The sequence below is a fragment of the Rhizobium deserti genome (assembly GCF_004358025.1).
GTDB classification, from domain to species: domain Bacteria; phylum Pseudomonadota; class Alphaproteobacteria; order Rhizobiales; family Rhizobiaceae; genus Neorhizobium; species Neorhizobium deserti.
In genome coordinates, this window is the sequence record NZ_SMTL01000002.1 from 349,945 (window position 1) to 373,526 (window position 23,582).

Genomic DNA, 23,582 nt, shown 5'->3' on the forward strand with positions numbered 1-23,582 from the left:
AAGCATGCTGGTTCAGATGAAGGCAAGATTGCGATCGTCGATCGGCAATCGAGGCGCAGCAGTCGGTGCGCCACCAGCGTACACTCGCAGTTCTCGCCGGAACTAACCCCCTCATGCACAAGTTCGTGAATCACATAATTTGAAACAATCCGGTCGCATTCTTCCGGTATCAGGAGGGCTTCACAGGAGGATTGCCATGATGGACGATCTCACATTGACCGAAGTCATGCAGGACCCGCTGATCAGCTTGGTGCTTAAGGCTGACGGCATTGATGACACTTCATTTGCAAACAGCCTCGAAAGCGCTCGACGGCGCTTCATCGACCAGGGTCTGGAGCGCCTGCGCCAGGAAAGTGCCGACCATTTTTACCGGCGCCTTGGCCATACGATCCAGTGGTCGTGACGGGAGGGCTGCTCTCTTCCAGTTATGCCCTTTCAATGCAGCTTAAACTGCCTGCAGAAGCCACCTGTGAGCTTCCTCCCGCTTAAAATCATACTTTTACCGCCAGCCTCTTCCCTCCGGCGTATGGGGCCGGTAAAACTCCGCCGTCAGATGACTATATTGACGGCACAAGGCATCATTGAAAGGGACATCCAATGACCATCAGCGGCAACCTCCTGATTGGAGGCAAGGAGACGCGCGGATCGAACGGTGAGTTCTTCGGGATCGAAGCAGCCACCGGCCAGCCCCTGCCCGGTTCGTTCGGCGGCGCCACCAAGGCCGATGTCGAAGCTGCGACCACGCTGGCATGGGAGGCGTTCGACATCTACCGCGAAACCTCGCTGGAAGATCGGGCTGCATTTCTGGAAGCCATTGCCACCGAGATCGATGCGATCGGCGACGATCTCATCGTCCGCGCCATGGCCGAAAGCGGCCTGCCGCGCGGACGACTCGAAGGCGAGCGCGGCCGCACCATGGGCCAGCTCCGGTTGTTCGCCAAGGAAGTCCGAGAGGGCAAGTTCCAGGAACTCCGCTTCGATCCGGCAGATCCGAACCGCAAGCCTGCACCCAAGCCCGATCTCAGGCTGCGCCACATTGCCGTCGGACCTGTGGCCGTTTTCGGCGCATCCAACTTCCCGCTCGCTTTTTCGGTTGCTGGCGGCGATACGGCTTCCGCCCTTGCTGCCGGCTGCCCGGTCGTGGTCAAGGCGCATTCCGCTCATCCAGGGACATCGGAACTGGTTGGGCGGGCAGTGCAGAAGGCGGTCGAGAAGTCCGGCCTGCCGGCCGGCACCTTCGCCATGCTGTTCGACACGGGTATCGAGGCGGGCCAGGCGCTTGTTGCCGATCCGCGAATTCGTGCTGTTGGCTTCACCGGTTCGCGCCGCGGCGGTACGGCTTTGATGAAGATCGCTTCCGAGCGAAAGCAGCCGATCCCGGTTTACGCGGAAATGAGCAGCATCAACCCGGTTATCCTGTTTCCCGACGCGCTGAAGAACCGTGCAGAGCAGATCGCCACCGGCTTTGTCAGCTCGCTTTCATTGGGTGCCGGCCAGTTCTGCACCAATCCTGGCCTCATCATCGCGGTCGGCAGTGACGGGCTGGACGCCTTTATCGACAAGGCACGTCAGCTGCTTCCCGAAACCCCGGCCCAGACCATGCTTACCGGCGCGATTGCCAAGGCCTATCGGGAAGGCGTGGCGCGTCTGGAGCAGCATCCCGAAGTGCGCCTGGTGGCGCATGGTCGCAAGGGCGGTGATTTCGAAGGTGCCGCCTCGCTGTTTGAAACAGACGCGGCTTCCTTTATCGCCCATCATGAACTCCAGGATGAAGTCTTTGGAGCTGCCGGCCTCGTCGTGCGCTGCCGCGATGCGCAGGAGCTCGAAGAAGTTCTCGGCAATCTCGAAGGACAGCTGACGGTAGCGCTTCATGTGGACGAAGCCGATCTCGCAGAGGCGAGCTGCCTTCGCTCCAAGCTTGAAATGCTGGCCGGCCGCCTGCTCATCAACGGCTTTGGCACCGGCGTCGAAGTCTCGCCTGCCATGGTCCACGGCGGCCCCTACCCGGCTACGTCCGACGGCCGCACGACCTCGGTCGGCACGCTGGCGATCTACCGCTTCCTGAGGCCCGTATCCTACCAGGACTTCCCGGCCAGCATGCTGCCCCACTCCTTGCGCTGATCGACCTTTGTCCAGTGACATAAAACAAGCCGCGCATTTCGATGTGCGGCTTTTTCGTGCCCTAAACCGGGATACGGCGAAATTATCGTAAAAGCTGAGGAACCTTTTTCCGCCTGAGTTAATTGAAGGGATTCAACCATAAATCAGAGGAGAACCGCTTCTATGCCGATGTCTGCAGCCCGACAGCCCGTGATATCGCCTCAAGAACATGTTGTTACAGTTCGCGAAGCCCTGGAGCCGCTTTTTCTGGCGCTTGAAGAGGAAGCGGAAGTGAAGATGATCGCCGCAGCCGTCAAGGCCGGCTGGCCCCTCGAAGAAGCAGTCGCCGCCGTCGATGAGTTGCGCCGCACCGAACTGCTTCCTATCAGCCGGCAGCATTAAACCATCAGCGAAAGGCGCTCGCCTGCCCAGCCTCCATAGCTTAAACCTGCCTGGAGGTCGTAAAGCGGTAGCGAGGTCGGGATGGTCATCAGGAATATCTGCGTATATGGCGCGGGAGCACTCGGCGGTGCTTTCGCAGCAAAAATTGCGGCCGGACTGGGGTCAGCGGCTAACGTCTCCGTTATCGCCCGCGGGGCACATCTCGCCGCCATTCGCGAGCAGGGGCTTCATGTCGCCTATTCCGACAATTCTCTGCCATCGCTCTCCGAAAAGGTTTTCGCCACCGATGATCCCTTGGATCTTCCAGCCCAGGATCTTGTTATTACCGGCCTGAAGGGCCATCAGTTGGCCGGTGCTGCCGAGGGTTTGGGACATTTGCTAAAGCAAGGCACGCGGATCGTGATGATCCTCAACGGCGTTCCCTGGTGGTACTTTCACCGGGACAGCGAAAGCGGCTTGGCTGAGCGCCAGTTGCCAGAGCTCGATCCACAGGGCAAGCTGTGGGCACTGGTCGGCCCGGATCGGGTCATCGGCTGCGTCGCTTATCAAGGCGCCGAGGTGGTCGCGCCGGGCAGGATCAGCCTGAGCAATAATGGCCGCTTCTTTTTGGGCGAACCCTCGGGTGAGATAACGGCGGATCTGGATGCCGTCACGGCTTTACTACGACAAGCCGAACTCGAGATCCTTCCGACGAACCGCATCCGCGATGAGATCTGGACCAAGCTGCGCGGCAATGCCGCCTTTAATCCGATCAGCGCGCTCACTCGCGCATTGATGGTAGACGTGATGGCCGATCCTTCCCTCGCACGCATGGTCGGCCAGATCATGAACGAAGCCCAGTCGGTCGGTCAATCACTCGGCTGCCGCTTTGCGGTAACAGCGGACGAACATCTGGCCAAGACGCAGAGCTACCCTGCTGCTCGAACCTCCATGCTGCAGGATCTGCTTGCCGGCAAGCCATTGGAAATCGTGCCGCTCACCGGCATGGTGGTATCTCTCGGCAGGCTCACAGGCGTCCCGACTCCGGTATGCGATACTGTGCTGGCCTTGACCACGCAGCTCGACCGCGAGAACCTTAGAAATTGATTCAAGAGGCTGCAGGACGGAATCCGCTTGCGCCGCTATCATCCTGGATCCATGACTTATTTGATTGCTGCCCATGACCTGAGGGGCCTTGGCGCATGATGAGACTCCCCTGCAGAAAACAAGAAAAATCCCGCTGAGGGGAAGCAGCGGGATATCCAGATGGGAGGTCAAACAATTGTTGTTGTGCGGCGGTGGCAGGGGAACGAACACCGCCTGGTTATAGTTCAGCTGCCATATCCGTGACGATGACAAGCAGCTTACTCGTATAAGTAACACTCAACTGGCGACTAGGTTCCACCAATCCTTAACCACGAAGCGTTAGGCTTCGCCGATCCATGGGCTGGCGTCCAAGAGGTATAAATGGCTCCGCCGAACTTCCGATATACGCATTATGATCTGAAACCTCAGCGTGCAGGCACGATGATCGAGGTCACGTTGAATGCGGTCAACAATATCCGGTTGATGACGGCGCCGAATTTCCAGCGCTTCACGGAAATGCTGGACTTCAAATATATCGGCGGGGTCGCCAAGAAGTCGCCGATCCGGCTGACGATACCCGAGCCCGCCCACTGGCACCTGATCGTCGACATGGAGGGACATCACGGCTTGGCCGAATCTTCTGTGAAGCTGATCGCCGCGCCGGGATCAACCGTTTCGCAAAAACGCGCTTCCTGAGCCCCGTCGGCAGCCTGGTGATATTCGTCTACGCTTGCCGTTCCTGGCGCAGCTTCGCCCACCATTCCAGCCGTTTCCTGATCTCCCGCTCGAAGCCCCGCTCCGGCGGATCATAGAAAGTTTGGCGTCCCAGCTTTTCCGGGAAATAGTCCTGACCAGAAAATGCATCCGGTTCGTCGTGATCGTATCGGTATCCGTCGCCATAGCCTTCCGTCTTCATCAGCTTGGTCGGCGCGTTGAGAATATGCTTGGGCGGCAGCAGCGACCCGTTTTCCTTGGCAGCGCGGGTAGCGGCCTTGTAGGCGGTATAGACAGCATTCGATTTCGGGGCTGTCGCCAGATAAACACAGGCCTGGGCCAAGGCGAGTTCACCTTCTGGCGAACCGAGATAGTCATAGGCATCCTTGGCGGCGTTGCAGACAACCAAGGCCTGAGGATCGGCAAGGCCGATATCCTCGACCGCCATGCGCACCAGGCGGCGCCCGAGATAAAGCGGATCCTCGCCGGCATCGAGCATACGTGCCAGGTAATAGAGCGCGGCATCCGGATCCGAGCCACGCACGGACTTGTGCAGGGCCGAGATCAGATTGTAATGCCCCTCCTGCGCCTTATCGTAAACCGGCGCCCGCCGCTGAACGATCTGGGTCAGGCCGGCGGTATCAAAGATCTCGCCGGCCCGCGCCGCCCGCCAGACCTCCTCAGCCAGCGTCAGCACGGCGCGACCGTCGCCATCCGCCATCCGCACCAGAGCCGCACGGGCTTCCGTATCCAGTGGCAGATCCTTCTGCTCGACCGTCTCAGCACGACCCAGCAGTTCTTCGAGGCTTTCCTCGTCATGGGCGCGAAAGGTCAGTACCCGGGCCCGGGATAAAAGCGCGGCATTGAGTTCGAAACTCGGGTTTTCCGTCGTGGCACCGACCAGGATGACCGTGCCGTCTTCCATGACCGGCAGGAAACTATCCTGCTGCGCCCGGTTGAAACGATGGATCTCGTCAACGAAAAGCAGCGTCTGCCGGCCATCCATTCGACGCATCCGTGCTGCCTCGAATACCCTTTTCAAATCGGCGACGCCGGAAAAGATCGCCGAGATCTGCTCGAATGCCAGTCCGGTTTCACCCGACAAAAGTCGCGCTACGGTGGTCTTGCCTGTGCCGGGCGGCCCCCAGAAGATCATGGAGCCGAGCGAGCCCGAGGCGATCATCCGGCGCAGGACACCATCCTCGCCCGTCAGGTGCGGCTGACCGGTGACTTCGGCGAGCGAAGTCGGGCGCAGCCTGTCGGCGAGCGGCCGCCGATTGACGACCTCTTCCGGCACCTTGGGGCTAAAAAGATCGCCGCTCATCGGAAGAATTGCCGGATCCTCTGGCCATTCCGTTCGATCTCGACACGCCAGAAGCCCGGATCGTCGTCCAGCATCGCCTCCATTGCTTTAGTCGAGGTAACAGGATCGCCGTTCAGGGACACCAGGATGTCCTTGGGCGCAAAGCCAAGCCGCGCGGCTGGTGAACCGCGGGTGACATCCGTGACGACGACGCCGGTCTTGTCCGTTGGCATCTGCAGCTCCGTTGCAAGCTTCGGCGACAAGTTGGCAAGCTTCAGGCCGGCGAAGGGATTACGGCCTTCGACCAGCCGCTCGTCGCGTGGGGTGCTTTCCGGCGCCGTATTGAGTGCTAGTACCACCTGACGCTGCCCGTCCGTCGTCTGGACAGTCAGCGTCGCCTGTTTGCCCAAGCCCGCCGTCGTCAACCGATAGCCCAGTGCATCCGGATGCTCGACCGGAATGCCATCGACGGCCGTGACAATTTCTCCAGTCTTCAGGCCAGCCTTGTCAGCCGGGCCGCCTTCTACGACGCGGGTGACAAGGGCACCGCGAGCCGATTTCAAGCCGATCGCCTCGGCAACATCCGACGTGACGGCATCGAAAGTTGCGCCGACGTAAGGCCGCTCAAAGCTCTTCTTGCCCTGCGCTGCCGTCGCCAGGAACACTTTCACCAGATTCGCCGGGATGGCAAAGCCGATGCCGTTCGAGCCGCCGCCGCGGGAGAAAATGGCCGTGTTGATCCCGATCAGCTCGCCATTCATGTTCATCAGGGCGCCCCCGGAATTACCGGGATTGATGGAAGCATCCGTCTGGATGAAAAAGCCAAAGTCGCCCGAGGTGATCTGGTTGCGGGCGAGTGCGGAGACAATGCCGCTTGTCACCGTCTGGCCGACGCCGAATGGATTGCCGATCGCCAGGACCAGGTCGCCGACCTCCACCGCGTCGGAATTGCCGATCGGCAGGACGGGGAAATGCTCCTTGGCCTTGACCCGCAGAACGGCGAGATCCACGCTTTCGTCCCGCAGCACGACGTCGCAGGGAAATTCGCGACCGTCTGCGAGCGCAATCTTGATGTCGTCTGCGCCCTCAACGACGTGGTTGTTGGTGACAACCAATCCATCGCCCGAAAGGATGACCCCGGAACCCAGGGAAGACTGCTTCTCCGAGCGGTTCGGCATGCGCTGGCCGAAGAACTGCTCGAAGAAGGGGTCGCCCGCAAAGAGATTGGGGCGTTGAATGACCCGTTCGGCGTAGACGTTGACCACGGCGCCGGATGTTTGCTTGACGAGCGGCGCAAAGGAAAGCTGCATTTCCTGACGGCTCTGCGGCACCGTCTTGGCGTCCTGCGCAATGGCTCCCAAAGGGCAAAGCAGCGCAAGCGCTAGAAATCCCATCGATACCCGTTTCAGCATGGTCAGCATTATCATTCCTCATTCGATTCCGGATCGAGTTGTAGCGCGGCAAGGTGGAAAAGAAAGGTGGCTGAAAGGCGACAGCTACTGAATCTCGCGGGGTTTCGGCAGGTTGCACCTTGTCATCCGCTCCACCCGCCTCATCTTGCTGGCCGAGCCCAAGAGATTTCCAGGCGCTGAGCCATCGGAGAAGACCATGCCACATCAACTACCTGTAAAGACACTGGCCGGCCTGCTGCTCGGCTTCGCCATCCAGATGTTTCCGCACGCTGCATCGGCCGCAAGTTTTGACTGCGAACGGGCGGATCTGGCTGCGGACGAGAAGGTAATTTGCGACACGCGCTCGCTGAACGATGCCGACGTCAAAATGGCCACGACCTTCGACATTCTGACGAGCCTGCTGCCCATGGGCACTCGTGGCACGCTGCAGGAAGAGCAGAGCGCATGGCTGAAGAAGCGTCAGGCCTGCAACGGGGATGCCGAATGCATCCGCGCATCCTATGCCGAACGTTTGAAGCAGTTCGAGGAGTCCTACAAGGGTTTAAGCCGGCCGTTGTAGCGCCATCATGAATCAATGCTTTAGCACTTACTAGATGATTTCCACCAGCGTGTCGCCGCGCTCCAGGGCGGAAAGCAGCTCAGGCAGAGCCTTCTCGAACCACGCCAGCAGATCCGCTCGGGGAGAATTGGGGAGGCGTATCCAGACGACGGATGGCCCGCCTTCCACTAGGTTCTTGCGTTGGGCAAAATCTTCGTCTTTCGACGGCACCGGATAGGTAGGCAAAGTCCCATATCTGTCGATCGGTTGCCGATTGCATGTCGTAATGCGTCACATGATCAGCCTCATGGCCTTTGTTCACGAGCCATCGTGCAAGTGCAGGCGGCAGTTGCACGTCGATCAGAAAACGCATCAGGCGACACGGAGCACGACATGATCACTCTGGCGAGCAGCAAATTCCAACGCCACGGCGATATCGGCATCTTCAAGCAACGGATAATCCTCGAGAATTTCATCCCGCGTCGCCCCGGAAGCCAGCAACTCCAGAATATCCTTCACGCGGATGCGCAACCCGCGGATCGTAGGACGTCCGGCGCAGATCTGCGGATCAACGGTAATACGGTCGATGTGAGACATTCTGCTCCTCTAGGCGGCCATATGCGCGAGAATTTCACGATAGCACAAAGCTTCGCCAAGCAAACCTGCGAAGCTCTTGTCAATATAGGTGCGCCGGATATTACTCCGGCAGAATCCGCACCGCACCCTTGTCGGCAGATGAGGCAAAGGCGGCATAAGCCTTCAACGCCGTCGTGACATTGCGCTTGCGGGGTGCTGCCGGCTTCCAGCCGAGTGCATCCTGTTCATGACGGCGCGCCGAAAGTTCGGCGTCAGAGACGGCAAGATGGATGGTCCGGTTCGGGATGTCGATCTCGATGAGGTCGCCCTGACGCACCAGTCCGATCGCCCCGCCCTGCGCGGCTTCCGGCGAAGCATGGCCAATCGAAAGTCCGGACGTGCCGCCCGAAAAGCGCCCGTCGGTAATCAGGGCGCAGGCTTTGCCCAAGCCCTTCGATTTCAGGTAGCTGGTCGGATAAAGCATTTCCTGCATGCCAGGACCGCCCTTGGGGCCCTCGTAGCGGATGACGACGACGTCGCCCTCCTTGACCTCATTGCCGAGAATACCCTTCACCGCCGCATCCTGGCTTTCAAAGACGACTGCCGGCCCGGTGAACTTGAGGATAGATTCGTCGACACCAGCGGTCTTCACGATGCAGCCGTCAAGCGCGATATTGCCGTAGAGTACGGCCAGACCACCGTCCTTGGAAAAGGGCTTTTCGACGGAGCGGATAACGCCGTTATCGCTGTCTGTGTCCAGTTCGTCCCAGCGCGAGGATTGCGAAAAGGCAACCTGGGTGGGCACGCCGCCGGGAGCGGCACGGAAGAATTCGCGCACGGTTTCGGAATTGGTCCGGGTGATATCCCAGCGGTCGATGGCATCGCCCAGCGTCGCTTCATGGACCGTATAGCAGTCGCGATTGATCAGTCCGCCGCGTTCTAGCTCGCCGAGAATGCGCATGATGCCCCCGGCCCGGTGGACATCTTCCATATGCACGTCCTGCTTGGCAGGCGCGACCTTGGACAGGCATGGCACCTTGCGGGACAACTTGTCGATATCCTCCATGCCGAAATCGATGCCGCCTTCATAGGCGGCCGCCAGGATATGGAGGACCGTATTGGTCGAGCCGCCCATGGCGATGTCCAGCGACATGGCATTTTCGAACGCCTGCTTGGTGGCAATGTTGCGCGGCAGGACGGCCGCGTCTTCCTGCTCGTAATAGCGGCGCGCCAGATCGACGATCAGGTGGCCGGCTTCGACGAACAGGCGGCGGCGATCCGAATGGGTCGCCAGGGTCGAGCCATTGCCCGGCAGCGACAGGCCAAGCGCCTCCGTCAAACAGTTCATGGAATTGGCCGTAAACATGCCGGAGCATGAGCCGCAGGTTGGGCAGGCGGAGCGTTCGATGACGGCGACATCCTCGTCGGAAATCTTGTCGTCGGCAGCAGCGACCATGGCGTCTACGAGGTCGAGTGCGACGGTCTTGCCGTGCATGACGACCTTACCGGCTTCCATCGGCCCGCCCGAGACGAAGACCGCCGGGATGTTGAGGCGCATGGCGGCATTCAGCATGCCGGGCGTGATCTTGTCGCAATTGGAAATACAGACCATGGCGTCGGCGCAGTGGGCATTGACCATGTATTCGACCGAGTCGGCGATGATTTCCCGCGAAGGCAGCGAATACAGCATGCCATCATGGCCCATGGCGATGCCGTCATCGACCGCGATCGTGTTGAATTCCTTCGCGACGCCGCCAGCCGCTTCGATTTCGCGCGCAACCAGCTGGCCCAGGTCCTTCAGATGCACGTGACCAGGCACGAATTGCGTGAAGGAATTGACGACAGCGATGATCGGCTTGCCGAAATCGCTGTCCTTCATGCCGGTGGCGCGCCAGAGGCCGCGCGCGCCGGCCATGTTGCGACCATGGGTGGTGGTTCTGGAGCGGTAAGCAGGCATGGTGTGTCCTCGATTAGTTCGGGCTTGCGAGCTCGCCATGGGAGCTTCTATGCGAAAAGCCGCTATTTTGCGGCTTTTCTACTCCAGTTGGCTCAAGGTGTCACTATCATGACGGGCCAAACCGGTACGGTTGGCGTGGTTGCGCGCCGCAAGCCGTTTGAGGCTGCTGGCTTTTGGCAATAAGCTAGCGTTTCTGCAGGTCATCGGCCTCAAGCTCGAAATGGTCGAGGATCAATTGCATGTTGCGGCGGTGGGACTTGAAGAATAGATCGAAGACGTCGCCCACGAGCGGCACGCTGCCGACGACCGAGTCGGCGGCGATATTGCCCAGCATCTGCATCAGCTTGCCCGCCGGCATGCCCAGCCGGCGTGCTTCGTTGACGATGTATAGGCCGACGAGGGCTCCGCTGGCATCGCCGACCACAGGAACGAGGCCGAGAACCGAATCGGCACCGAAACGAATTCGCGTGCCGGGAATGTGGAGCGCCGTGTCCATCAAACGGGTGATGCCGCGCAGCCGGCGCAAACGCCTCAGCCTTTCCGTCTGCTCCGCGGTGTCGGCCACACGCTCGCTCGTTCCGGAAGTCCAAGTTCTCGTCGCCATCAATATCTCCTCTTGCACGGCGCATACCCTGCCCGGTCGAAATGAAAAGCCAGGCAGAGAGTTCCGCAAATCCTGATACTTTGCAGATAGAGCTCGAGGTTTTTCACGCAAACGTGGTTCGGCGGATGCTATGCACTGCTGTGAAACCGATTGCTTCCGGACTACGTATAAGGGCTGAGACGGCCCACTGCCGAGAGGAGATTTTTGATGCCTGCCTATCGCCCGCCCCGCATTCCTGCGTCGGATATCACGCCGCACCATATCTATCTGTCGCGCCGCAGCTTCCTGGGAAGCGCCGCTACGGCGGGACTTGCCTTGGCAGGTGGTGGAGGCGCTCTGGCGGCGCCACTGGCCGCTTCTCCGAGCTCCTTCAAGGTCAACGAGCCGCTAACGCCCAAGGAAGCGGTGACGACCTACAACAATTTTTACGAGTTTGGCGTCAACAAGGAAGATCCATCCCAGAATGCCGGAGCATTCAAGCCGACGCCTTGGAGCGTCAAGATCGACGGCATGGTCGGCAAACCGAAAGTCTTCGGCCTCGAAGAGCTCATGAAGATCAAGCAGGAGGAGCGTACCTACCGGATGCGCTGCGTCGAGGGCTGGTCCATGGTTATTCCGTGGATCGGCTTCCCGCTCGCCGCACTCCTCGATCAGGTCGAGCCGCTCGGCAGCGCCAAATATGTTTCATTCGAAACCGTCGTCCGGCCCGAGGAAATGCCTGGCCAGGGCGGCTTCTTCCAGCCGCTTCCCTGGCCTTACATCGAAGGCCTGCGGCTCGACGAGGCACGCCACCCGCTGACGATCCTGGCGACCGGTCTCTATGGCGAAACGCTGCCGAACCAGAACGGAGCGCCGATCCGGCTGGTCGTGCCCTGGAAATACGGCTTCAAGAGCATCAAGTCGATCGTCAGGATTTCGCTGGTCGAAAAGCAGCCGGAAACGACGTGGAAGAATTCCAACGCCCGCGAATACGGCTTCTATTCCAACGTCAATCCGGCGGTCGACCATCCGCGCTGGAGCCAGGCGACCGAACAGCGGATCGGCGAAGGCGGCTTCTTCGGCGCCAAAAGACGCGCGACCCTGCCCTTCAATGGTTACGCGGATCAGGTGGCTAGCCTCTACCAAGGCCTCGACCTCAAGGCGAACTATTGACGATGATGGCACTGCCCGCCCTGCCCCGCCGCTACCATGCCGCCAGCATCTGGTCGCTCTATCTCCTCGGGCTCTGTCCAGCCGCCTGGTATTTTTATCAGGCGGCGACCGGCGGGCTGGGCTTTAATCCCGTCAAGGAATTCGAGCACGTCATCGGCATCTGGGCGCTGCGGTTGATCATCGCGACGCTGGCGGTCACGCCGCTGCGCGATCTGGCGGGCATCAACTGGATGCGGTACCGGCGAGCGCTTGGCCTCCTCGCCTTCTACTACGTCCTCATCCACTTTACGGTGTATCTGCTGCTCGACCTGCAGCTCAACTTTGCCGCGGTCGGTGGCGACATCATCCGCCGTCCCTATATCACCATCGGTTTTGCCTGCCTGCTGCTGTTGATCCCGCTCGCCTTGACCTCCAACAACTGGTCGATCCGGCGGCTATCTAGCGGGTGGAGCAAGCTGCATAAGCTGATCTACCTGATCGCCGCCGGCGGGGCGCTGCATTATGTGCTGGCGGTAAAATCCGTCACCTTCGTGCCGTTCATCCATGTGGCTCTGATCTGCCTGCTGCTGGCCTACCGGCCACTGCGCAAGCCCCTGATGAAGTGGAAGCGCGGCAGCAAGCCGACAGGCCGACAAGCATCCTCTAACGCCTGAAATGGGATTAGAGGGGCCGGCGGCATCGGGCATCGATCTGCCATGCCGCAGCGATCCCGGCGAGATAGGCGATAATGTTGAAGACGGAAAAGACCCGGCCCAGCAGCAGCGTGCCGGGGGTGGTCATCCGAAAATCGTCGAGCCATGGGGTGTGGTAGAGCCGCAAAAGTTCCACGGCAATCGCAGCAACTGCGGCCAAACTTGCTATAATGCTCTTGCGGCGATCAACGAGCAGTGTGGCAAGCAGCAGGTAGACCATCGTTCCCCAAAGCACCGAGCCACCGTATTTCACCACCATGAAGGGCAGACCAAACGCGTAACCGTAGGCGCGTAGTGCAAGTCCGACAGCAATTACCAAAGTAGCAGCGACAAAAAGCCGGATTCGCAGCTGACAAGTTCGGGATAAGCAAGGCGGTGCCATCGGCTCGTCTTTCGTGTCGTTGTATGGCTGATGCAATTCAAGCCGCTGAATATACGGGTGAATGAGACATGACCACCGACACGACTTGGACGGGACTAAATCTCTCCGTGCTGGACCGTTATCTCTGCCACACCTATCCCTGGCGCGAACTCAAGGGCGCCCGACGCTTCATCGTTGAGTTTCTTTATTTCGGCATCAAGGAAGCCAGGGCCTGCCTGTTTGCCGGCCTGTTCTTCGTGTCCATCTTTCTGGTCCCCCGGGACGGCGTCCTTGGCCTTCCCCGCTACGACGTCCTGCTGGTGATTGCCGTCTCGATCCAGGTCTTCATGATCTGGAGCAGGCTAGAGACCCTGGACGAAGCCAAAGCGATTCTCCTCTTCCATCTCGTCGGGTTCGCGCTGGAAGTGTTCAAGACATCCGGCAGCATCCAATCCTGGTCATACCCGGATTTCGCCTACAGCAAAGTGCTGGGCGTGCCGTTGTTTTCGGGCTTCATGTATGCCGCTGTCGGCAGCTATATCATCCAGGCCTGGCGGCTCCTCGACGTCAGGATCAGGCACCACCCGAGCTATTGGATGGCCACGCTGATTGGCCTCGCCATCTATGCCAACTTCTTCACCCACCACTATATCGGCGACTACCGCTGGTACATAGCTGCCTGCGCCATCGGCCTTTATGCCCGGGCCACCGTCATCTACCGGCCATACGACCGCGACCGCCGCATGCCGCTGCTGGTCGCCTTCGTGCTGATCGGCTTCTTTGTCTGGCTGGCGGAGAACATTTCCACCTTCTTCGGGATCTGGCGCTATCCCAATCAGCTCGGCGCTTGGTCGGCCGTGCATATCGGAAAGTGGAGTTCCTGGTCCCTGCTCGTCATCATGACCTTCACGATCGTCGCCCATCTGAAGCACATCAAGAGCCGCATCTACGTGCCCGACTAAGTCCGACTGCGTCCAGGTCACGGCTTTTCAATCCCGGCAGCCGGAAAACGCAAAAAGCCGGACGATCGCCCGTCCGGCTTTTTTCTGATCCGCGAAGCGGAATGATCAGGCGGCTTCGGCAGCTTCTGCTTCAGCGGCAACGCGAGCCTTGTCGGCGGCACCCTTGGCATCGACGTCGCGCTCGACGAATTCGATAACAGCCATGGCAGCATTATCGCCCTGGCGGAAGCCAGCCTTCATGATGCGCAGGTAGCCGCCGTTGCGGGTTGCGTAACGCGAAGCGATCGTGTCGAACAGCTTGCGCACAGCATCCTGATCCTGGATCTGCGAGATCGCCTGACGACGAGCGTGCAGGTCGCCGCGCTTGCCGAGGGTGACGAGCTTTTCAACGATCGGACGGATTTCCTTTGCCTTCGGCAAAGTGGTGACGATCTGCTCGTGAGTGATGAGCGAAGCTGCCATGTTGGCGAACATCGCCTTACGGTGGCTTGCAGTGCGGTTGAGCTTGCGGCCGGCTACTCCGTGGCGCATGGCTATTCTCCTTTAATGCAGGTTCCCACTTTCTTAAGGACCTGCCGTTTCCTGGCACATACGGGCACCTCTTCGCTGGAAAAGGGCCCGCTGTTTGACGGGGAAAGGCAGTCGAAACCTGCCTTTGCTGATCTTAATACTGGTCTTCGTAACGCTTTGCGAGATCTTCGATGTTCTCCGGCGGCCAAGCTGGAACTTCCATGCCAAGATGGAGACCCATGGAGGCCAGAACTTCCTTGATCTCGTTCAACGACTTGCGACCAAAGTTCGGAGTACGGAGCATTTCCGCCTCGGTCTTCTGGATGAGGTCGCCAATGTAAACGATGTTGTCGTTCTTCAGGCAGTTGGCCGACCGGACAGACAGTTCCAGTTCGTCCACCTTCTTGAGGAGCGCCGGGTTGAAGGCCAGCTCGGTGACGGCTTCTTCCTCGACATCCTTCTGCGGCTCGTCGAAGTTAACGAATACGCCGAGCTGGTCCTGCAGGATGCGGGCTGCGAATGCAACTGCATCTTCACCGGTGACCGAGCCATCGGTCTCGATCGACATGATCAGCTTGTCATAGTCGAGAACCTGTCCTTCGCGGGTGTTTTCCACCTTGTAGGACACTTTCTTAACCGGCGAATAGAGGCTGTCGACCGGGATCAAGCCGATCGGAGCATCTTCTGCACGGTTACGCTCGGCCGGGACATAGCCCTTGCCGTTGTTGACCGTGAACTCCATGCGGATTTCGGCGCCCTCGTCGAGGGTGCAGATGACATGGTCCGGGTTGAGGATTTCGATATCGCCGACCGTCTGGATGTCGCCGGCAGTCACCGAACCCGGGCCCTGCTTGCGCACGACCATGCGCTTGCTGTCATCGCCATCCATCTTGATTGCGATTTCCTTGATGTTCAGCACGATATCCGTCACATCCTCGCGAACGCCGGGAATAGACGAGAATTCATGCAGAACGCCATCGATCTGCACTGCGGTCACAGCCGCGCCGCGCAGAGACGACAGAAGCACGCGACGCAGCGCATTGCCGAGCGTCAGGCCGAAGCCGCGCTCAAGAGGTTCGGCAACAAGCGTTACCTTGGTACGGCCGGAAGAGGTGAATTCCACCTTGTTCGGCTTGATCAGTTCCTGCCAGTTCTTCTGGATCATCACTTAAACCTTCCGTTCGTTGCCACCATTCAATCGTAGCAACCGAGCATGAGGAACACCGAGAGGAGCATGTGCTCGTCGGGCGATACAGGTAAAGCCGCTTAACCTGCGAGAGGCAAAGCGGCTGTTCCCGAGTTCGAAGCGGGCCACCAAGGGCGACCCTCAAATACGACGATCAGACGCGGCGCTTCTTGCGCGGACGGCAGCCGTTGTGCGGGATCGGCGTCACATCGCGAATCGACGTGATCATGAACCCGGCAGCCTGCAGAGCGCGCAAAGCCGATTCACGGCCCGAACCCGGACCACAGACTTCGACTTCCAGCGACTTCATGCCATGCTCCTGAGCCTTCTTGGCGCAGTCTTCGGCAGCGATCTGAGCAGCGAACGGGGTCGACTTACGCGAACCCTTGAAGCCCTTTGCACCAGCAGACGACCAGGCAATAGCATTGCCCTGTGCGTCGGTGATGGTGATCATCGTGTTGTTGAATGTAGAATTGACGTGGGCGACGCCCGACGTGATATTCTTACGCTCGCGTCTACGGACGCGGGTGGCTTCCTTGGCCATAACTTCCCTTTCGTTGATCTCTGCACCGCCGTAATTCCAGCGGCTCCACCTTCAAGCTGCAGCAAACATGATTGAGTGAGCAGGACATGGTCGCTGCTCACTCGAAACTGCAGGCTTGAAAATTACTTCTTCTTACCGGCGATTGCCTTGGCCGGGCCCTTGCGGGTGCGGGCATTGGTATGCGTACGCTGACCGCGGACCGGAAGACCACGACGATGACGCAGACCACGGTAGCAACCGAGATCCATGAGGCGCTTGATGTTCATCGATGTTTCACGACGAAGATCACCTTCGACCTGATAATCGCGGTCGATGGTTTCGCGGATTTGCAGGACTTCAGAGTCCGTCAGCTGATGAACGCGCTTCTCGGCCGGAATTCCGACCTTTTCCACGATTTCCGATGCGAATTTCGGGCCGATCCCGTGAATGTAGGTCAGCGCGATCACAACGCGCTTCGCAGTCGGGATGTTGACGCCAGCGATACGTGCCACGCCTATTCTCCTTGGTTCCAGTTGCCATCCGGCAAGTGGTACTTCTTCCATGAGAGCAGCCAGATTGCGGCTGCCAGTTCGAACGTCATACGGGACAGGTGAAAACGACCGGCCCCGGATGTCCTTGCGGGATATCCGCGCCAATCGCATAATGCTGTCGCGAGTTGGCGCGGTGTTTAACGGAATCAGCGCTCGAATGCAACCGTTCCGCCCAAGATTCTTTAACAGTCCAGTGACGACTCAGAGCTCGCCCAGGATCTTCTCGATGTCGGACGTCACCCTGTCCATATCGGCCATGCCATCGACGGTCTTGAGCTTGCCCTTGGCATAGTAATAGCCGATCAACGGCGACGTTTCTTTGTAGTAGACCTCGAGGCGCTTGGTCATGGTCTCGGCATTGTCGTCAGGCCGGCGCTTGAAGTGAGTCGATCCGCACTTGTCGCAGACGCCCTCAGCCGACGGCTTTTTGTCCGTGTCGTGATAAACTGCACCGCACTGGGCACAGGAATAGCGGCCCGATACGCGACGGACCAGTTCCTTGTCGTCCACACGAAGCTCGATGACGACCGAAAGCTCCTTGTCCTTCGCCTTCAGCATGACCTCGGTAGCATCCGCCTGCACCAGGGTGCGCGGAAAGCCATCGAGTATGAACCCATTTGCGCAGTCCGGCTCGTCGATCCGCTCGGAAACAATTGCGTTGACGATCTCATCGGAAACGAGATTGCCTGCATCCATCACGGCTTTGGCGCGTTTGCCCACTTCCGTTCCGGCAGCCACCGCAGCGCGCAACATGTCACCCGTGGAAAGTTGCGGAATGCCATGCTTTTCCACGATCCGCTGGGCCTGGGTCCCCTTGCCCGCACCCGGCGGCCCCAAAAGAATCAGTCTCATCGTCCCCTCTTTCCTCCGCGTAGTTTCGACTTCTTGATCAGACCCTCATACTGCTGCGCAATAAGATGTCCCTGTATCTGTGCTACCGTATCGAGCGTAACACTGACCACGATCAAAAGCGAAGTACCACCAAGGGCTAACGGGACGCCCGTGCGGGCAACCAGGAATTCCGGCAGAATGCACACCACCACCAGATAGATCGCGCCGATCACCGTGATACGGGTCAACACGTAATCGATATATTGCGCCGTACGCTCACCCGGGCGGATACCCGGAATGAAGCCGCCATGCTTCTTGAGATTGTCGGCCGTGTCCTTCGGATTGAAGACAATTGCCGTGTAGAAGAAGGCAAAGAAGCCGATCAGAGCCGCATAGAACAGCATGAACAGCGGCTGGCCGTGACCGAGAGAAGCAATCACCATGGTTGCCCATGCCGGCAGCTCATTGGTGCCGGCAAAGCCTGCAGCCGTCGCCGGAAGAAGCAGCAGCGACGAGGCGAAGATCGCCGGGATGACGCCAGCCGTATTCAGCTTCAGCGGCAGATGCGAGGTGTCGCCCTGGAACATGCGGTTGCCGACCTGGCGCTTCGGATACTGGATCAGCAGCCGGCGCTGGGCACGCTCAACGAAAACGATCAGCGCGATAACGGCGACGGCGACGACGAGAACCAGCAGAATGAGGCCGGTCGACAACGCGCCGGTCCGCCCCAGTTCCAGAGTGCTGGCAAGCGCAGTCGGAAGGCCTGCGGCAATGCCTGCAAAGATGATCAGAGAGATACCGTTGCCGATGCCGCGCGAGGTGATCTGCTCACCCAGCCACATCAGGAACATGGTGCCGCCGAGAAGTGTCACGATCGTAGAGATACGGAAGAACCAGCCCGGATCGGCGACGACGCCTTGGGCTGATTCGAGACCGGCCGAGATACCGTATGCCTGCAGCGCACCAAGGATAACAGTACCGTAGCGGGTATACTGGTTGATGATTTTGCGGCCGGCTTCGCCTTCCTTCTTCAGGTTTTCAAGCGAAGGCACGACTGACGTCATCAGCTGCACGATGATCGACGCGGAGATATAGGGCATAATACCAAGCGCGAAGATTGCCATGCGCTCGACGGCGCCGCCGGAAAACATGTTGAAAAGGCCAAGAATACCACCGGACTGGCCGCGGAACGCGTCAGCATAGGCTTCGGGATTGAGACCCGGAAGCGGGATATGCGTACCAAGACGATAAACCAGCAGAGCAGCGAGCGTAAACCACAGCCGCTTCTTAAGATCCTCCGCCTTGGCGAAGGTGGAAAAGTTCAAATTGGAGGCAAGTTGTTCCGCTGCAGAAGCCATGCATTTCTCCGCCCGACCAAATCTCCGGCGGCGGGGGAAATGCCTTGTCCGGAAAGCAGTCTAAATTCAAGTTCAAAAAACGGGCGCGGAAGATTGCGGCTGCAATCGGATGCCTCACCCTGCTCTTCGTTGATGCCAACCAGGCGACCAACAGGATCGCTTGGGGATCGTGAGGCTCACATATGGAGATAAAATCGCCCGGTGTGAAGCACAAACCGGGCGATTTTCAAACGATTTATTCAGCGGCTGGTTCAGCAGCTGCGACGAGCAGCTTGATGGAGCCGCCGGCTTTTTCGATCTTCTCGACAGCCGACTTAGAAGCACCGGCAACCTCGATCGAAACCTTGGCAGTCAGTTCGCCGTCGCCGAGCACGCGAACGCCGTCCTTCAAGCGACGGATGACGCCGGCCGCCTTGAGAGCAGCGGCATCGACGGTTGCCGCCGAATCCAGCTTGCCGGCGTCGAGCGCAGCCTGGATGCGGCCAAGCGAAACAACGACATAGTCGGATGCGAAGATATTGGTGAAGCCGCGCTTCGGCAGACGACGATAGATCGGCATCTGGCCGCCTTCGAAGCCCTTGATCGCAACGCCGGAACGGGCTTTCTGACCCTTGACGCCACGGCCGCCGGTCTTGCCCTTGCCGGAACCGATACCGCGACCAACGCGGATACGGTCCTTGGACGAGCCTTCGTTGTCCTTGATCTCATTCAGTTTCATGGTGCTCTCCTGCGTCTTACTTCTCGTCGACAACGCGAACGAGATGCTGGACGGCCCGGATCATGCCACGAACGGAAGGCGTGTCTTCCAGCGTGCGGGTCCGGTGCATCTTGTTAAGACCGAGACCGATCAGCGTCTGGCGCTGCACGGCCGGGCGGCGGATGGGGCTACCGATCTGCTGAACGGTAACTGTCTTGTTGGCTTCTGCCTGGACTGGTGTCTTGCCCATGATCGCTCTCCTTATTCTTCCGACGCATTACCGGAAGCGGCGCGGCGAGCCTGCAGAGTAGCATATTTCAAGCCACGCTGAGCTGCTACGTCCTTCGGATGCACCTGGTGCTTCAGAGCGTCGAAGGTCGCACGAACCATGTTGTACGGGTTCGACGAACCGGTCGACTTGGCAACCACGTCATGCATGCCGAGCGTTTCGAAAACGGCACGCATCGGACCACCGGCGATGATGCCGGTACCAGCCTTGGCGGACCGCAGCAGAACCTTGCCGGCGCCGTGACGACCATTGACGTCATGATGCAGCGTACGACCATCGCGCAGCGGTACGAAAATCAAGTCACGCTTTGCGGACTCGGTTGCCTTGCGGATGGCTTCCGGCACTTCGCGTGCCTTGCCATGGCCGAAGCCGACGCGGCCCTTCTGGTCGCCAACGACGACGAGAGCTGCAAAACCGAAGCGACGGCCGCCCTTGACGACCTTGGCGACGCGATTAATTGCGACGAGCTTGTCGACGAATTCGCTATCGCGCTCTTCGCGGTTCTGGCGATCGTTGCCCGAACCTCTTCTTTCTTGTGCCATTGTCCTTTTCCTTTTTCTTTTCCGGGTGCAACGGGCAATTTTAGGGAGCCAACCATCCTGTTGCTATCGAACAGTGATGGGACGACTGATGAATGCGGCAAGCCGCGTTGCCCGCCCTTTCCATGATCGGAAAGGCCGGGCAAAAATGTTAGAAGCTCAAGCCGCCTTCGCGGGCAGCTTCAGCCAGGGCCTTGATGCGGCCGTGATAGATGAAGGCGCCGCGATCGAACACGACTTCCTTGACGCCAGCCTGCGTGGCGCGTTCTGCGACCAACTTGCCGACTGCGGCAGCGGCCGCAACGTCAGCACCGGTCTTCAGCGACGTGCGAAGACCGGCATCGAGCGTAGAGGCGGCAGCGAGAGTGCGGCCGGCCACGTCATCGATGACCTGGACGTAAATGTTCTTGGAGGAGCGGTGAACCGACAGACGCGGACGGCCATTTGCGACCTTCTTGATCTGGCGGCGAACACGGCTCGCACGCTTGGTGAGTGCTTCTTTTCTGGTAGCCATGATCGCGCGTCCTTACTTCTTCTTGCCTTCCTTGCGGACGATCCGTTCCTCAGCGTACTTGACGCCTTTGCCCTTATAGGGCTCTGGACCGCGGTATTCGCGGATTTCCGCTGCAACCTGACCGACCTGCTGCTTATTGATGCCTGTGACGACGATTTCCGTCGGCTTCGGCACGGCAATGGTGATGCCCTGCGGCGGCTCGTAAACCACGTCGTGGCTGAAGCCGAGCTGAAGCTGCAGGTTCTTGCCCTGCAGTGCTGCGCGGTAACCAACGCCGTTAATTTCGAGCTTGCGCTCGTAGCCATCCTTTACACCCTTGAAGATGTTCTCGATCATCGTGCGGGACATGCCCCACTTGGAACGAGCATCCTTAGAATCGTTGACCGGAGTCACCGAAACGGCATTGTCTTCTAGTCCGAGCTTGATTTCGTCGTTTGCAACGAAGATCAGCTCGCCCTTCGGGCCCTTGGCAGTCACTTTCTGGCCATCAACAGTGGCCGTGATCCCTGCAGGAACCGGAACGGGCTTTTTACCGATACGAGACATGTTTCAATCCTGTCTGTTCGCTATGGAGATCACTGCTCGGTCTTAGAAGACAGAGCAGAGGATCTCACCACCAACGTTCTGTTCGCGAGCCTGGTGATCGGCCATCACACCCTTCGGAGTCGAAAGGATGGTGATGCCGAGACCGTTCGCGACCTGCGGAATGGACTTAACCGAGACATAGACTCGGCGGCCCGGCTTGGACACGCGGCCGATCTCACGGATCACCGACGCGCCTTCGTAGTATTTCAGTTCAATTTCGATCTCGGACTTGCCGTTACCGTAATCGACTTCCGAATAGCCGCGGATGTAGCCTTCAGCCTGCAGAACGTCGAGAACGCGGGCACGCAGCTTGGAAGCAGGCGTGGAAACGATCGACTTGCGGCGTGCGGCGCCATTGCGGATACGGGTGAGCATATCGCCCAAGGGATCAGTCATGGTCATCTAACGATCTCCTTACCAGCTCGACTTGACGATGCCCGGCACCTTGCCGGAATTGCCGAGCTCACGAAGCGCGATACGCGACATCTTGAGCTTGCGATAGAAAGCGCGCGGGCGACCGGTGACTTCGCAACGGTTACGGATACGCGTCTTCGAGCCATCGCGCGACATGGAAGCGAGCTTGATGGTTGCCTTGAACCGGTCTTCAATCGAGAGGGCCTGGTTCATGATGATCGCCTTCAATGCGGCGCGCTTGGCAGCATGGTTGGCGACGGTCTTGCGGCGGCGCTTGTTCTTTTCAACTGCGCTGGTTTTCGCCATATCGGAGTTCCTTTTAAACGCTCGTCGTTACGGTTACTGACGGAACGGGAAGTTGAACTCTTTCAAAAGAGCCCGAGCTTCGTCGTCATTGGTAGCCGTCGTGCAAACGATGATGTCCATGCCCCACATCTGATCAACCTTGTCGTAGTTGATCTCAGGGAACACAATGTGCTCCTTGATGCCCATGGCGAAGTTGCCACGGCCGTCAAAGCTCTTCGGGTTCAGGCCGCGAAAGTCGCGAACGCGCGGAAGCGCGATGTTGATCAGGCGGTCCATGAATTCGTACATGCGGGCGCCGCGGAGCGTAACCTTGGCGCCGATCGGCATGAACTCGCGAACCTTGAAGCCGGCGATCGAGTTACGTGCCTTGGTGATGACCGGCTTCTGGCCGGCAATTGCCGCAAGATCGGCAGCAGCAACAGAAGGCTTCTTAGAGTCGGCTGTCGCTTCACCCACGCCCATGTTGATGACGATCTTGTCCAGCTTGGGGATCATCATGTCGTTGGAGTAGCTGAACTGCTCCTTCATTGCCGCACGAATACGGGAAACATATTCGGCCTTGAGCCGCGGCTCGTACTTTGCCTCAGCCATCGATCACATCTCCCGTACGCTTGGCTACACGCACCTTCTTGCCGTCAACGACGGAGAAACCGACGCGGGTAGGCTTGCCGTCTTTCGCGGCGACCGCGATGTTCGACAGGTGAATGGACGCTTCCTTGTTGATGATGCCGGCTTCCTGCGTCTGAGTCTGACGCTGGTGGCGCTTCACCATGTTGATGCCACGCACAACCGCGCGGTCTTCCTTCGGCAGAACCTGGAGGACTTCGCCAGTGCGACCCTTGTCCTTGCCTGCGAGTACGACGACGCTGTCGCCCTTTTTGATCTTGTTCATCGCATGAGCTCCTTACAGTACTTCCGGAGCCAGCGAGATGATCTTCATGTGGTTCTTGGCGCGAAGTTCGCGCGGAACCGGTCCGAAGATACGGGTGCCGATCGGCTCTTTCTTGTTGTCGATGAGGACCGCTGCGTTGTTGTCGAAGCGGATGACGCTGCCGTCGGGACGGCGGATGTCCTTGGCTGTGCGCACAACAACCGCCTTCATCACGTCGCCCTTCTTGACGCGGCCGCGCGGGATCGCTTCCTTGATCGAGACGACGATAACGTCGCCGATCGAAGCGTATTTGCGCTTGGAGCCGCCCAGCACCTTGATGCACATGACACGACGTGCGCCGGAATTATCCGCCACGTCGAGGTTTGTTTGCATCTGAATCATGTCAGGTCGCCTTTTTCTAATGACCGGAACGACCGGGCGCAAAAACGCCCCGTTTCGGCTTATGGACAGAATTTCGATGTGCGCGGGTGGGGTCTTGCCAAGGTGGTTTCCCGAACGGGACCTTCCCTGCGCTCAAAGCAAAAGAACGCCCGTTTCCGAGCGTCCTGC

At 59.2% G+C, this 23,582-nt stretch carries 32 protein-coding genes and 1 pseudogene; 9 read left to right on the forward strand and 24 right to left on the reverse strand.

Features of this window, described 5'->3' with window-relative positions:
* The first annotated feature begins 196 nt into the window (after nucleotides 1–196).
* From E2F50_RS08045 to E2F50_RS08065, 5 genes are all read left to right on the forward strand, one after another.
* The gene (locus tag E2F50_RS08045) at nucleotides 197–403 is read left to right on the forward strand and encodes a hypothetical protein (protein WP_133315632.1); all 207 of its coding nucleotides are present in this window, start codon (nucleotides 197–199) and stop codon (nucleotides 401–403) included.
* Between the two features lie 194 nt (nucleotides 404–597).
* A complete protein-coding gene (locus E2F50_RS08050; protein ID WP_133315633.1) occupies nucleotides 598–2,121 on the forward strand; it encodes an aldehyde dehydrogenase (NADP(+)) in 1,524 nt (507 codons plus the stop codon).
* A 162-nt stretch (nucleotides 2,122–2,283) separates the two neighbouring features.
* Entirely contained in the window at nucleotides 2,284–2,502 is a 219-nt protein-coding gene (locus E2F50_RS08055; protein ID WP_133315634.1) for a hypothetical protein, read from the forward strand.
* 81 nt (nucleotides 2,503–2,583) lie between these two features.
* Complete coding sequence (locus E2F50_RS08060) at nucleotides 2,584–3,588, forward strand: ketopantoate reductase family protein (RefSeq protein WP_133315635.1); 1,005 nt, start codon at nucleotides 2,584–2,586, stop codon at nucleotides 3,586–3,588.
* A 360-nt stretch (nucleotides 3,589–3,948) separates the two neighbouring features.
* Entirely contained in the window at nucleotides 3,949–4,263 is a 315-nt protein-coding gene (locus E2F50_RS08065) for a DUF1883 domain-containing protein (RefSeq protein ID WP_133315636.1), read from the forward strand.
* Between the two features lie 28 nt (nucleotides 4,264–4,291).
* Here E2F50_RS08065 and E2F50_RS08070 read toward each other — a convergent pair whose 3' ends face one another.
* Both E2F50_RS08070 and E2F50_RS08075 read right to left on the reverse strand, forming a co-directional pair.
* Nucleotides 4,292–5,605 carry a replication-associated recombination protein A gene (locus E2F50_RS08070; RefSeq protein WP_133315637.1) on the reverse strand — a complete coding sequence of 438 codons (1,314 nt, stop codon included), beginning with the start codon at nucleotides 5,603–5,605 and terminating at the stop codon, nucleotides 4,292–4,294.
* Nucleotides 5,602–7,005 (reverse strand): DegQ family serine endoprotease, encoded by a 1,404-nt coding sequence (locus E2F50_RS08075; protein WP_133315638.1) that lies wholly within the window; start codon nucleotides 7,003–7,005, stop codon nucleotides 5,602–5,604. The genes E2F50_RS08070 and E2F50_RS08075 overlap by 4 nt, the downstream gene beginning before the upstream one ends.
* A gap of 187 nt (nucleotides 7,006–7,192) precedes the next feature.
* Between E2F50_RS08075 and E2F50_RS08080 the strand changes: the two genes are divergently transcribed.
* Nucleotides 7,193–7,555 (forward strand): lysozyme inhibitor LprI family protein, encoded by a 363-nt coding sequence (locus tag E2F50_RS08080; protein ID WP_133315639.1) that lies wholly within the window; start codon nucleotides 7,193–7,195, stop codon nucleotides 7,553–7,555.
* A 30-nt stretch (nucleotides 7,556–7,585) separates the two neighbouring features.
* Here the strand turns inward: E2F50_RS08080 and E2F50_RS23190 are convergent, their stop codons facing one another.
* The 5 genes and pseudogenes from E2F50_RS23190 to E2F50_RS08100 form a co-directional block, all read right to left on the reverse strand.
* Nucleotides 7,586–7,780, reverse strand: a complete 195-nt coding sequence (locus E2F50_RS23190) for a hypothetical protein (protein ID WP_245515343.1) — start codon at nucleotides 7,778–7,780, stop codon at nucleotides 7,586–7,588.
* A 52-nt stretch (nucleotides 7,781–7,832) separates the two neighbouring features.
* Nucleotides 7,833–7,907, reverse strand: a pseudogene (locus E2F50_RS23655) (hypothetical protein); the annotation flags it as partial.
* Nucleotides 7,907–8,131, reverse strand: a complete 225-nt coding sequence (locus E2F50_RS08090) for a DUF433 domain-containing protein (protein WP_133315640.1) — start codon at nucleotides 8,129–8,131, stop codon at nucleotides 7,907–7,909. The pseudogene E2F50_RS23655 and the gene E2F50_RS08090, both read right to left, overlap by 1 nt.
* Nucleotides 8,132–8,231: 100 nt before the next feature.
* Nucleotides 8,232–10,067 (reverse strand): dihydroxy-acid dehydratase, encoded by a 1,836-nt coding sequence (gene ilvD, locus E2F50_RS08095; RefSeq protein ID WP_133315641.1) that lies wholly within the window; start codon nucleotides 10,065–10,067, stop codon nucleotides 8,232–8,234.
* A 184-nt stretch (nucleotides 10,068–10,251) separates the two neighbouring features.
* Nucleotides 10,252–10,671 carry a DUF4112 domain-containing protein gene (locus E2F50_RS08100; protein WP_133315642.1) on the reverse strand — a complete coding sequence of 140 codons (420 nt, stop codon included), beginning with the start codon at nucleotides 10,669–10,671 and terminating at the stop codon, nucleotides 10,252–10,254.
* A 207-nt stretch (nucleotides 10,672–10,878) separates the two neighbouring features.
* Between E2F50_RS08100 and msrP the strand changes: the two genes are divergently transcribed.
* Both msrP and msrQ read left to right on the forward strand, forming a co-directional pair.
* Nucleotides 10,879–11,823 carry a protein-methionine-sulfoxide reductase catalytic subunit MsrP gene (msrP, locus tag E2F50_RS08105; RefSeq protein WP_133315643.1) on the forward strand — a complete coding sequence of 315 codons (945 nt, stop codon included), beginning with the start codon at nucleotides 10,879–10,881 and terminating at the stop codon, nucleotides 11,821–11,823.
* Nucleotides 11,824–11,825: 2 nt separating this feature from the next.
* Nucleotides 11,826–12,476 carry a protein-methionine-sulfoxide reductase heme-binding subunit MsrQ gene (gene msrQ, locus E2F50_RS08110; RefSeq protein WP_133315644.1) on the forward strand — a complete coding sequence of 217 codons (651 nt, stop codon included), beginning with the start codon at nucleotides 11,826–11,828 and terminating at the stop codon, nucleotides 12,474–12,476.
* Between the two features lie 7 nt (nucleotides 12,477–12,483).
* Here msrQ and E2F50_RS08115 read toward each other — a convergent pair whose 3' ends face one another.
* Nucleotides 12,484–12,897, reverse strand: coding sequence for a ribosomal maturation YjgA family protein (locus tag E2F50_RS08115; RefSeq protein WP_133315645.1), 414 nt, complete (start codon nucleotides 12,895–12,897; stop codon nucleotides 12,484–12,486).
* Between the two features lie 68 nt (nucleotides 12,898–12,965).
* Here E2F50_RS08115 and E2F50_RS08120 point away from each other — a divergent pair, with 68 nt between their 5' ends.
* A complete protein-coding gene (locus E2F50_RS08120; protein WP_133315646.1) occupies nucleotides 12,966–13,838 on the forward strand; it encodes a DUF817 domain-containing protein in 873 nt (290 codons plus the stop codon).
* Nucleotides 13,839–13,943: 105 nt separating this feature from the next.
* On the opposite strand, the gene rplQ is transcribed toward E2F50_RS08120, so the two are convergent.
* The 16 genes from rplQ to rplN all read right to left on the reverse strand — a co-directional run bounded on the left by rplQ (nucleotide 13,944) and on the right by rplN (nucleotide 23,414).
* Complete coding sequence (gene rplQ, locus E2F50_RS08125) at nucleotides 13,944–14,369, reverse strand: 50S ribosomal protein L17 (protein WP_133315647.1); 426 nt, start codon at nucleotides 14,367–14,369, stop codon at nucleotides 13,944–13,946.
* Between the two features lie 133 nt (nucleotides 14,370–14,502).
* The gene (locus tag E2F50_RS08130; protein ID WP_133315648.1) at nucleotides 14,503–15,513 is read right to left on the reverse strand and encodes a DNA-directed RNA polymerase subunit alpha; all 1,011 of its coding nucleotides are present in this window, start codon (nucleotides 15,511–15,513) and stop codon (nucleotides 14,503–14,505) included.
* A gap of 175 nt (nucleotides 15,514–15,688) precedes the next feature.
* Nucleotides 15,689–16,078: a 30S ribosomal protein S11 gene (gene rpsK / locus E2F50_RS08135; RefSeq protein ID WP_007766864.1), complete on the reverse strand. Its 390-nt coding sequence runs from the start codon at nucleotides 16,076–16,078 to the stop codon at nucleotides 15,689–15,691.
* A gap of 122 nt (nucleotides 16,079–16,200) precedes the next feature.
* A complete protein-coding gene (gene rpsM / locus E2F50_RS08140) occupies nucleotides 16,201–16,569 on the reverse strand; it encodes a 30S ribosomal protein S13 (RefSeq protein WP_133315649.1) in 369 nt (122 codons plus the stop codon).
* Between the two features lie 240 nt (nucleotides 16,570–16,809).
* Complete coding sequence (locus E2F50_RS08145; protein ID WP_133315650.1) at nucleotides 16,810–17,460, reverse strand: adenylate kinase; 651 nt, start codon at nucleotides 17,458–17,460, stop codon at nucleotides 16,810–16,812.
* Nucleotides 17,457–18,797 carry a preprotein translocase subunit SecY gene (secY, locus tag E2F50_RS08150; RefSeq protein ID WP_133315651.1) on the reverse strand — a complete coding sequence of 447 codons (1,341 nt, stop codon included), beginning with the start codon at nucleotides 18,795–18,797 and terminating at the stop codon, nucleotides 17,457–17,459. Before secY ends, E2F50_RS08145 begins: the two co-directional genes overlap by 4 nt.
* A gap of 235 nt (nucleotides 18,798–19,032) precedes the next feature.
* Complete coding sequence (gene rplO, locus E2F50_RS08155) at nucleotides 19,033–19,515, reverse strand: 50S ribosomal protein L15 (RefSeq protein ID WP_133315652.1); 483 nt, start codon at nucleotides 19,513–19,515, stop codon at nucleotides 19,033–19,035.
* Nucleotides 19,516–19,531: 16 nt separating this feature from the next.
* The gene (gene rpmD / locus E2F50_RS08160; protein WP_133315653.1) at nucleotides 19,532–19,744 is read right to left on the reverse strand and encodes a 50S ribosomal protein L30; all 213 of its coding nucleotides are present in this window, start codon (nucleotides 19,742–19,744) and stop codon (nucleotides 19,532–19,534) included.
* A gap of 11 nt (nucleotides 19,745–19,755) precedes the next feature.
* Nucleotides 19,756–20,325, reverse strand: coding sequence for a 30S ribosomal protein S5 (rpsE, locus tag E2F50_RS08165; RefSeq protein WP_133315654.1), 570 nt, complete (start codon nucleotides 20,323–20,325; stop codon nucleotides 19,756–19,758).
* A 148-nt stretch (nucleotides 20,326–20,473) separates the two neighbouring features.
* The gene (gene rplR, locus E2F50_RS08170; protein ID WP_133315655.1) at nucleotides 20,474–20,836 is read right to left on the reverse strand and encodes a 50S ribosomal protein L18; all 363 of its coding nucleotides are present in this window, start codon (nucleotides 20,834–20,836) and stop codon (nucleotides 20,474–20,476) included.
* Nucleotides 20,837–20,848: 12 nt separating this feature from the next.
* Complete coding sequence (gene rplF, locus E2F50_RS08175) at nucleotides 20,849–21,382, reverse strand: 50S ribosomal protein L6 (protein ID WP_133315656.1); 534 nt, start codon at nucleotides 21,380–21,382, stop codon at nucleotides 20,849–20,851.
* A gap of 42 nt (nucleotides 21,383–21,424) precedes the next feature.
* Entirely contained in the window at nucleotides 21,425–21,823 is a 399-nt protein-coding gene (rpsH, locus tag E2F50_RS08180; protein ID WP_133315657.1) for a 30S ribosomal protein S8, read from the reverse strand.
* A gap of 12 nt (nucleotides 21,824–21,835) precedes the next feature.
* Complete coding sequence (gene rpsN / locus E2F50_RS08185) at nucleotides 21,836–22,141, reverse strand: 30S ribosomal protein S14 (protein WP_133315658.1); 306 nt, start codon at nucleotides 22,139–22,141, stop codon at nucleotides 21,836–21,838.
* 33 nt (nucleotides 22,142–22,174) lie between these two features.
* A complete protein-coding gene (rplE, locus tag E2F50_RS08190; protein ID WP_133315659.1) occupies nucleotides 22,175–22,732 on the reverse strand; it encodes a 50S ribosomal protein L5 in 558 nt (185 codons plus the stop codon).
* Nucleotides 22,725–23,033 (reverse strand): 50S ribosomal protein L24, encoded by a 309-nt coding sequence (gene rplX / locus E2F50_RS08195; RefSeq protein WP_133315660.1) that lies wholly within the window; start codon nucleotides 23,031–23,033, stop codon nucleotides 22,725–22,727. Before rplX ends, rplE begins: the two co-directional genes overlap by 8 nt.
* A gap of 12 nt (nucleotides 23,034–23,045) precedes the next feature.
* Complete coding sequence (rplN, locus tag E2F50_RS08200; protein ID WP_105374405.1) at nucleotides 23,046–23,414, reverse strand: 50S ribosomal protein L14; 369 nt, start codon at nucleotides 23,412–23,414, stop codon at nucleotides 23,046–23,048.
* Nucleotides 23,415–23,582: the final 168 nt, after the last annotated feature.